The sequence below is a fragment of the Phenylobacterium sp. genome (assembly GCF_025934275.1).
Classification (GTDB): domain Bacteria; phylum Pseudomonadota; class Alphaproteobacteria; order Caulobacterales; family Caulobacteraceae; genus Phenylobacterium.
Window position 1 is genome coordinate 1 of record NZ_JAICYI010000088.1, and the last position, 9,195, is coordinate 9,195.

Here is a 9,195-nt window from a genome sequence, read left to right on the forward strand (position 1 = left end):
GCCCGGATCGCCAGGATCACCGCCACGAACTGCCCCGCCCCGCCGTCCGGCAGGTCGTCGCGGTCCACCGAGGTGATCACCACGTGCCTGAGGCCCATCTTGGCCACGGCGTCGGCGACTCGGGCCGGCTCGTCCGGATCGAGCGCCTCCGGCTTGCCGGTCGCCACATTGCAGAAGGCGCAGGCCCGCGTGCAGACCTGTCCCAGGATCATGAAGGTGGCGTGGCTCTTGTCCCAGCACTCGCCGATGTTCGGGCAGGCCGCCTCCTCGCAGACGGTGACCAGCCGGTGTTCCTTCACGATGGCGCGCGTGGCGGCGTAGCCCGGCGAGCCTGGCGCGCGGACCCGCAGCCACTCGGGCTTCCTGAGCAGCGGCGTATCCGGCCGGTTCTGCTTCTCCGGGTGCCTCGGGCGCGGTTCGCCCAGCCTGTCGATGACCACGGCCATGGTCCCTAGATCGGCGGTCGCGCGCGCCGGATCAACCCGTCAAATGCCGCCGGGTCCGGTCCCGCTCATCACGCGCCGTAACCGATCTTTTCAAGCCTGTGGCGCGCAGATAGGCTCGCCCGCCGGTGACAAGGGGCGGTCGAAGCCCCGGGGAGACAGGCTCGTGGCGCGCACGTTCGAGGCCAACCAGGCGCAGACCACGCTGTTCGACGCGCTCGTCGAAGCCAGCCGGAAGTATGGCCCCAAGAAGCCGATCCTGGAGGACCAGGAACGCAATCCCCTCACCTACATCGACCTGATCCGCGCCAGCTTCGCGCTCGGCCGCAAGATCGCCGCCTTCACCGAGCCGGGCGAGCGCGTCGGCGTCATGCTGCCCTCCAGCGTAGCGGGCGTGGTCACCTTCTTCGCCCTGCATGCGATCGGCCGCGTCCCGACCATGCTCAACTTCACCGCGGGAATCCGCAACCTGCGCGCCGCCTGCGAGCTGGCCGGCGTGCGCCGCGTGCTCACCGCCCACCGCTTCGTCGAACAGGGCAAGCTGCACGACATCATCGATGCGCTCGAGGCCATGACCACGGTCACCTACCTCGAGGAGGTGCGCGAGAGCGTGGGCCTCGCCGACAAGCTCTATGCGGCGGCGGCCGGCGTGCTGCCCTCCCGCTTCGCGGCCCGGAGCAAGCCGTCGGACCCCGGCGTCATCCTGTTCACCTCCGGCAGCTTCGGCGCGCCGCGCGGCGTGGTGCTCACCCAGGCGAACCTGGTCGCCAACGTCCGCCAGGTGGAGGCGCACATCGCGCTCGATCCGAACTGGGTGATGTTCAACCCGCTGCCGATCTTCCACTGCTTCGGCCTGACCGGCGGCGTGCTGCTGCCGCTGCTCTCCGGCATGAAGGCGTTCGAATACCCCTCCCCGCTGCACATCAAGCAGATCCCGGCGCTGGTGAAGGACGTCGGCGCCTCGATCCTCCTGGCCACCGACACCTTCGTGAACCAGTACGCGCGCTCCGCCGAGCCCGGCGACCTTTCGGGACTGGCCTTCGTGGTCTGCGGCGCCGAGCGGGTGCGCGACGAGACCCACAACCTGATCGCCGAGCGGTTCGGGCCCATCCCGCTCCTCGAGGGCTACGGGGCCACCGAGGCGGCGCCGGTGATCGCCGTGAACAAGCCGGAGGACAACCGCCGCGGCACGGTCGGCGGCCTGCTGCCCGGCATCGAGACCCGGCTGGAGCCGGTCGAGGGCATCCCGGGCGGCGGACGGCTCTATGTGCGCGGGCCCAACGTCATGGCCGGCTACCTCGCCCCCGGCGGCGGCCTGGAGCCGCCGGTCGACGGCTGGCACGACACCGGCGACGTGGTCTCGATGAGCCCCGACAGCTGGCTGAAGATCCAGGGCCGCGTGAAGCGCTTCGCCAAGGTCGGCGGCGAGATGGTCTCGCTCACCGCCGCCGAGGACCTCGCCGCCAACGTCTGGCCCGACAGCCGCCATGCGGTGGTCGCCGTGCCGGACCCGAAGAAGGGTGAACGGCTGGTGCTGGTCACCGACCGACGCGATGCGACGCCCGAACCTCTGGTGGGGCATGCCCAGCGGCTCGGCGCGCCGGAGATCGCCGTGCCGCGCAAGATCATCCGCGTGCCCGAGATCCCGGTGCTCGGCACCGGCAAGACCGACTACGTCGCCCTGCAGCGGATCGTCGACGCCGACCTGCGGGCGAACCGCGCGGCCTGAGCGCGGCTGAAAGCGTATCCGCGTTTCCTGCCAAAGGAGCTGCCGATGCCGAACCTCGCCGCCTGGGCGCCGCGCGTCCTCTCGATCCTGCGCATCATGGCCGGCCTGCTGTTCATCGAGCATGGCCTGATGAAGCTGTTCCACTTCCCGACGCCGCAGCCCGGCGCGCCCGATCCGCTCCCCGCGCTGCTCATGGTCGCCGCCATCGTCGAGCTGGTCGGCGGCGGCCTCGTGACGCTCGGCCTGTTCACGCGGATCGCCGCGTTCTTCTGCTCGGGCGAGATGGCCGTCGCCTACTTCATGGCGCATGCGCCGCGGGGCTTCTATCCCGCGCTCAACATGGGCGAAGCCGCCGTGCTCTACTGCTTCGTCTTCCTGTACCTGGTGTTCGCCGGGCCGGGCCCATGGAGCCTCGATGCGGCGTTCCGCAAGCGGGTCTGAGCCTCAGCCCTTGCCGGTCTCCACCTTAGGCGGCGGCAGGCTGTCGATGAGCTGGTCGCCGCCCAGCGCCTGGTAGAGGGCGACCAGGTTGGCGGCCCGCACCAGCCGGGTGCTCGCCAGGGTGCGGCGCGCCGAATAGAGGGTGCGCTGAGCATCAAGGGTGATCAGGTAGGGGTCGATCCCCTCCCGGTAGCGGGCCTCGGACAGGCGGTAGTTCTCGGCGGCGGCGGTCTCCAGGTCGGTCTGCGCCGACATCTGCTCGGTGATCGTCCCGCGCCGGGCCAGCGCGTCGGCGACCTCGCGGAACGCCCGCTGGATCGCCTGCTGGTACTGCGCCACGGCCAGGTCGCGTTCGCCGCGGGCGAGCGCGAGGTTGCCCACGTTCTGGCCGCCGGCGAACAGCGGCAGGGCGGCCGAGCCGCCGAACTGCCAGGTCTGGTTGCGGCCGGCGAACAGGGCGTGGAGCGCCGGGCTCGCGGCCCCGGCGAGCGCCGTGAGGCTGATGGTCGGGAAGAAGTTGGCGCGGGCCGCGCCGATCTGGGCGTTGGTCGCCTTCAGCCCGTACTCCGCTTCCACGACGTCGGGCCGGCGGAGCAGAATGCGGGAATCGAGCCCGGCCGGCGCCTCGCCCAGCAACCCGTCGACGGCTTCGATGGAGCCCGGCAGGTCGGCGTCCGGGACCGGCGCGCCGACCAGCAATTCGAGCGCATTGCGGTCCTGGGCGACCTGGGTGGTGAGTTGCGCGACGTCGGAGCGGGCCTGGTCGAGCAGGGTCTCCGCCTGGGTCAGGTCGGTGCGCGGCGAGACCCCTCCGGTGAGCTTGGCGCGCGTCAGATCGACGGTGCGCTGCGCGCTGACCACCGTCTCGCCGGCGATAGCCAGCAGGCTGCGGTCCGCGGCCAGCGTGAGGTAGGCGCTCGCCACCTCGCCCACCAGCGTCAGGCGGGCGGCGCGCGCGCCGGCCTCGCTCGCGAAGTAGCGGTCCTGGGCGGCATGGCTGAGGCTGCGCAACCTTCCGAAGAGGTCGAGCTCGAAGGCCGAAAAGCCGACCGTGGCTGCATAGCTGCGGTTGATCTCGCGCTGCCCGGCGGGGACGCCGGCGACGCTCGAGCCCAACCGCGTCTGGTTTTCGCTGAAGGCGCCGCTCGCGTCGACGTGCGGAAATAGCTCGCCGCGTTGCACGACGTACTCGGCGCGGGCGATCTCCACATTGGCCATGGCGACGCGCAGGTCCTGGGCGTTCGCCAGGGCTTGGCCGATCACCGTCTGCAGGTGCGGGTCCTTGAAGATGTCGCGGTAGCTGAGCGAGGGCAGCGGCGCGGCCGACGGCGTCGGATAGGCGGGCCCCGTGGGCCATGCGCCCGGAACGGCCGGCGACGGGCGCACATAGTGCGGCTCGAGCGTGCAGCCGGCCAGGCCGGCTGCGATCGCGAGCACGGCGAATGGCCGCATCACGCCGGCGCGCCCTGCTCGCCCGCCGGATGCTCCTGCGCCGCGCCCCGCCGCCGGTGGAAGATCCGGCGCACCAGCACGAAGAACATCGGCACGAACAGGATCGACAGCAGCGTGGCGCTGAGCATGCCTCCGATCACCGCCGTGCCGATGGCCACGCGGCTCTTCGCGCCGGCGCCCGAGGCGATGGCCAGCGGGAACACTCCGCTCATGAACGACAGGCTGGTCATGATGATCGGCCGGAGCCTGAGGCGCGCGCCCTCCAGCGCCGCATCGACCCAGCTGCTGCCCCGCTTGTGGGCCGCCTCGGCGAACTCGACGATCAGGATGGCGTTCTTGGCCGACAGGCCCATGGTCGTCAGCAGGCCCACCTGGAAATAGACGTCGTTGGAGAGCCCGCGGAGCCAGACGGCCAGCGCCGCGCCCAGGAGTCCCAGCGGCACCACGAGCATGACCGAGAACGGCACCGACCAGCTCTCGTAGAGCGCGGCCAGGCAAAGGAAGATGACCACCAGCGAGATGCCGTAGAGCAACGGCGCCTGCCCGCCCGACAGCCGCTCCTGGTAGGAGATGCCGCTCCATTCCGCGGTGAGGCCGGGGAATTTCGAGACGATGTTGCTGATGTGCTGCATCGCCTCGCCCGTGCTCTTGCCCGGCGCAGCGTCGCCCTGCACCTCGAAGGAGGGCTGGCCGTTGAAGCGCGACAGCGTGGTCGGAGCCTGGCTCCAGCTCACCTGGGCGAAGGAGGAGAACGGCGCCATCTCGCCCGACGAGCCGCGGACGAACCAGTCGCCGAGGTCCTCGGGCCGGCTGCGATAGGGCGCATCGCCCTGCACGAAGACCCGCTTCACCCGCCCACGGTCGATGAAGTCGCCCACGTAGCTGCCGCCCCAGGCGGTGGTGAGGGTGGCGTCGACGTCGGCCTGCGACAGCCCGAGCGCGCCCGCCTTGGCGGAATCGACGCTCACCTTGAGGGTCGGATTGTCCTTCAGGGCGTTCTCGCGCACCCCGGTCAGCACCGGATCCTGACGCGCCTGCCGCAGCACCTCGTCGAGGCGCGCCTTGAACACTTCGCGCGGCAGGCCGCCGGTGTTTTCCAGCTCCATGGTGAAGCCGCTCGCCTGGCCCAGCCCGCGCACCGCCGGCGGATTGAGCACGAAGAACTGGGCGTCGCGCATGTTGCCGAGCTGGCGCATGGCGCGCTGGGCGATCGCTTCGGCCGAGTTCTCCGAGCCTTTCCGCTCGTCCCAGGGGGCGAGGTTCATGAACCCGCGCCCGGCGTTCTGGCCCGAGCCCGCCTGGTTGCCGCCGAGCACCGTGAACAGCCCGGAGATGTTCTTCCGTTCGCGGGTCAGGAAGTAGTGCTCGATCTGCTTGCCGACCTCCAGCGTCCGGGCCTGGGTCGCGCCCGGGGGCAAGGTGAACTGCAGCTGCAGCGCGCCTTGGTCCTCGATCGGCAGGAAGCTGGTCGGCAGCCGGATGAACAGCACGCCCAGGACGACGCAGGCGACGGCATAGACGATCAGCGCCGGTCGGACCCTGCGGATCACCATGCCCACGAAGTCTCGGTAGCGATCGGCCATCCGGAAGAAGCGGGCGTTGAACCAGTCGCCGAACTGCGCGAGGTGTCGGTCCAGCCAGTTGCCCTGCGCCTCCTCGCTGGGGCGGCGCAGCAGGTTCGCTGCGATCGCCGGCGACAGCACCAGGGCCACCAGCACCGAAAGCGACATGGCCGAGACGATGGTGACCGAGAACTGGCGGTAGATCACGCCCACCGATCCGCCGAAGAAGGCCATCGGCAGGAACACCGCCGTGAGCACCAGCGCGATGGCGATCAGCGCCATCTGCACCTGGTCCATGGATTTTATGGTGGCCTCCCGGGGCGTCAGCTCCGGCTCCTCGTGCATGATCCGCTCGACGTTCTCCACGACCACGATCGCGTCGTCGACCAAGAGGCCGATCGCCAGCACCATGGCGAACAGGGTCAGCACGTTGATGCTGTAGCCGGCCACGGCCAGCACCCCGAAGGTGCCCAACAGCACGACGGGCACGGCGACCGCCGGGATCAGCACGGCCCGCCAGTTCTGCAGGAAGATGAACATGACGAACACGACGAGGATCACCGCCTCGAAGAGCGTCTGCACGACCTCCCGGACGGAGACCTTGATGAAGTTGGTCGCGTCGTTCGGGAACGCCAGCCGGTAGCCCGGCGCGAACGTCTTGGCGCGCTCCAGCACCGCCGCGCGGACCAGGGCCGCGGTCTTCAGGGCGTCGGCGCCCGGCGCCAGCTGCACGGCGATGCCGGCGCCCGGGTGGCCGTTCAGGCGGCTCAGCGCCGAATAGCTCTCGCTGCCGAGCTCGACGCGCGCCACGTCCTTCAGGAGCACCTTCGAGCCGTCGGTCTGCGTCTTGACGATGATGTCGCGGAACTGCTCGGGGGTGTTGAGCCGCGAGCGGGCGGTGACCGTGGCGTTCAGCATCTGGGTCGAGGGCGACGGCTGCCCGCCGATCTCGCCGGCCGCGACCTGGGCGTTCTGCGCCTTGATCGCCGCGATGACGTCGCTCGGCATCAGCTTGAACGACATCAGCTTGAACGGATCGAGCCAGATCCGCATGGCGTACTGCGCGCCGAACACGTTGAAGTCGCCGACCCCGGGGATCCGCCCGATCGTCTCCTGCATGTTGGAGACCAGGTAGTCGGAGATGTCGGCGCTGGTGGATCGGTCGCTCTCGTCATAGACCGCGATCACCATCAGGAAGTCGGGGTTGGACTTGGTGACCGTGATCCCCTGCTGCTGGACCTCCTGCGGCAGTCTGGGCAGCGCCTGCTGCACCTTGTTCTGCACCTGCACCTGGGCGATGTCGGGGTTGGTCCCCTTCTGGAAGGTGACGGTGATCCCGACCTGGCCCGCCGAGTTGGAGGTGGTCTGGAAGTAGATCATCCCGTCCAGGCCGGTGAGCTGCTGCTCGAGCACCTGCGAGACGCTGTTCTCCAGCACCTCGGCCGAGGCGCCCGGGTAGGTGGCGCGGATGTTCACCTGCGGCGGAGCGATGTCGGGGTACTGCTCGACCGACAGCGAGCGGACGCCGAACGCGCCGGCCAGCATGATCACGATGGCGATCACCCAGGCGAAGACCGGACGGTCGATGAAGATCCGCGAGATCATCGCATCTACCCTGCTCCGCCGTAGCCGGAGGCGCCGGACGGCGGAGCCGGGCGAGCCGGCGCCGATCCGGCCGGCGTCGGCCGGACGGGCTGGTTGGGCCGCACCTTGTCGAGACCCTCGGTGATCACCCTGTCCCCGGGCGCGAGTCCCGCGGTGACCAGCCACTTGTCGCCGATGGTGCGGTCGGTCGAGATGGTGCGCAGCTGGGCCCGATTGCCGGGGCCGACGATATAGACGGTGGCGTCGCCGCGCGGGTTCCGGGAGACGCCTTGCTGCGGCACCAGGATGGCGTTGGGCGCGACCACCTGCGCCAGCCTGGCGCGGACGAACATGCCCGGCAGCAGCAGTCCCTGCGGATTGGGGACGCGGACGCGCAGCGTCACCGATCCGGTGTTCGGGTCGACGATCGCCTCCGCGAACTCCAGCTTGCCCTTCTCGCCATAGACGCTGCCGTCATCCAGGATCAGCTGCACGTCGGCCTCGCGCGGAGTCACCCCGCCGCTGGAGAGCTCCCGCCGCAGGGCCAGGAGATCGGCCGCCGACTGCTGGATGTCGACATACATCGGATCCAGCCGCTCGATGGTGGTGAGCGGATTGGTCTGACCGTTGGTCACCAGCGCGCCCGTCGTCACCATGGAGCGCCCGACGCGCCCGCCGATCGGCGCCGGCACGCGGGTGAAGCGCAGGTTGATGCGGGCGGTCTGCAGGTTGGCGCGGGTCTGGGCGATCTGGGCGGCGGCCTGCTTCGCGGCCGCGAGGGCGTCGGTGTAGTCCTGCTTGCTGACCGCCTCGATGTCGGCGAGCGGCTTGAAGCGCGCCGCCTTGGCCTCGGCGGCGGCGTAGGCCGCCTGCGCATTGGCCAGGTTCGCCGACGCCTGGGCGGCGGCGGCCTGGTAGAGGCTCGGGTCGATCTCGTAGAGCGTCTGCCCCGGATGCACGATGGAGCCCTCGACGAAGCGCCGGGCCTTGATGATGCCGGAGACTTGCGGCCGGACCTCGGACGTCTCGAACGCCGTCGTGCGGCCGGCCAGCTCGATCTCCAGCGGCACCGCCTGCGTGGTGACGACGACATACCCCGCTTCCGGAGGGGGCGTGGTGCGGGGTTGTTGCTTCGCGCCGCACGCTGCGAGGCAGAGCGAGAGCAGCAGGGCAAGCAGAAGTCGGGTCTCTTTCAGCATACCGATAGAGGGGCAGGTTGCGGAGGCACACCCGTTAGGGGTTCTGAGGCGAACGCGCCAGTCCCCGCGCTTATGGACCGCTCGATCCCCCGTAAACGCGTCCTGAGAATGTCCGAATGTTGCGGCCCCGCAAGGCCTTGCGACGGTCGTGAAACCTACCCGCGTTCACGTTCAGATGTGCAGCACGCGCCCGTAGGCGTCGAGCGCGGCCTCGTGCATGGCCTCGCTCATCGTCGGATGCGGGAAGACCGTCGCCTGCAGCTCGGCCTCGGTCGCCTCCAGCGTCATCGCCAGCGCGAAGCCCTGGATCATCTCGGTGACCTCGGCGCCGATCATGTGCGCCCCGATCAGCGCGCCCGTGCCGGCCTCGAAGATGGTCTTCACGAAGCCGTCCGTCTCCCCGGCGGCGATCGCCTTGCCGTTCGCCCGGAACGGGAAGCGGCCGACCTTGACCTCGATCCCCTTCGCCTTCGCCTGGGCTTCGGTGACCCCGACCGAGGCCACCTGCGGGTTGGAGTAGGTGCAGCCCGGGATCGGCGCGTGCAGGCCCGTCGGCTTCAGTCCGGCGATGTGCTCGACGCAGCGCACGCCTTCATGGCTCGCCTTGTGGGCCAGCCAGGGCGGCCCGGTCACGTCGCCGATGGCGTAAAGGCCCGCGACGCCGGTCGCGCCGGTCTCGTCGGTGACCACGTGGGTCCGCTCGACCCTGACGCCGAGGGTCTCCAGGCCGAGGTCCTCGACATTGCCGACGATGCCCACCGCGACGATCGCCACCTCGCCCTGCA

7 protein-coding genes are annotated in these 9,195 nt (G+C 70.1%); 2 read left to right on the forward strand and 5 right to left on the reverse strand.

The features are described from left to right. The coding region (locus Q0W60_RS16690; protein WP_366075926.1) for a radical SAM protein at nucleotides 1-446 on the reverse strand (446 nt) is incomplete at its 3' end. 163 nt (nucleotides 447-609) lie between these two features. Between Q0W60_RS16690 and Q0W60_RS16695 the strand changes: the two genes are divergently transcribed. Then, on the forward strand, nucleotides 610-2,172 hold the full coding sequence (locus Q0W60_RS16695) for an AMP-binding protein (protein ID WP_297697215.1): 1,563 nt from the start codon (nucleotides 610-612) through the stop codon (nucleotides 2,170-2,172). A 45-nt stretch (nucleotides 2,173-2,217) separates the two neighbouring features. After that, nucleotides 2,218-2,613, forward strand: coding sequence for a DoxX family protein (locus Q0W60_RS16700; RefSeq protein WP_297697216.1), 396 nt, complete (start codon nucleotides 2,218-2,220; stop codon nucleotides 2,611-2,613). A 3-nt stretch (nucleotides 2,614-2,616) separates the two neighbouring features. Here Q0W60_RS16700 and Q0W60_RS16705 read toward each other — a convergent pair whose 3' ends face one another. The 4 genes from Q0W60_RS16705 to Q0W60_RS16720 all read right to left on the reverse strand — a co-directional run. Next, the gene (locus Q0W60_RS16705) at nucleotides 2,617-4,065 is read right to left on the reverse strand and encodes an efflux transporter outer membrane subunit (protein ID WP_297697217.1); all 1,449 of its coding nucleotides are present in this window, start codon (nucleotides 4,063-4,065) and stop codon (nucleotides 2,617-2,619) included. After that, on the reverse strand, nucleotides 4,065-7,232 hold the full coding sequence (locus Q0W60_RS16710) for an efflux RND transporter permease subunit (protein ID WP_297697218.1): 3,168 nt from the start codon (nucleotides 7,230-7,232) through the stop codon (nucleotides 4,065-4,067). The genes Q0W60_RS16705 and Q0W60_RS16710 overlap by 1 nt, the downstream gene beginning before the upstream one ends. A gap of 5 nt (nucleotides 7,233-7,237) precedes the next feature. Continuing rightward, nucleotides 7,238-8,410, reverse strand: coding sequence for an efflux RND transporter periplasmic adaptor subunit (locus Q0W60_RS16715; RefSeq protein ID WP_297697219.1), 1,173 nt, complete (start codon nucleotides 8,408-8,410; stop codon nucleotides 7,238-7,240). A gap of 171 nt (nucleotides 8,411-8,581) precedes the next feature. Beyond that, on the reverse strand, nucleotides 8,582-9,195 hold a 614-nt coding region (locus tag Q0W60_RS16720; protein WP_297697220.1), incomplete at its 5' end, for an FAD-dependent oxidoreductase.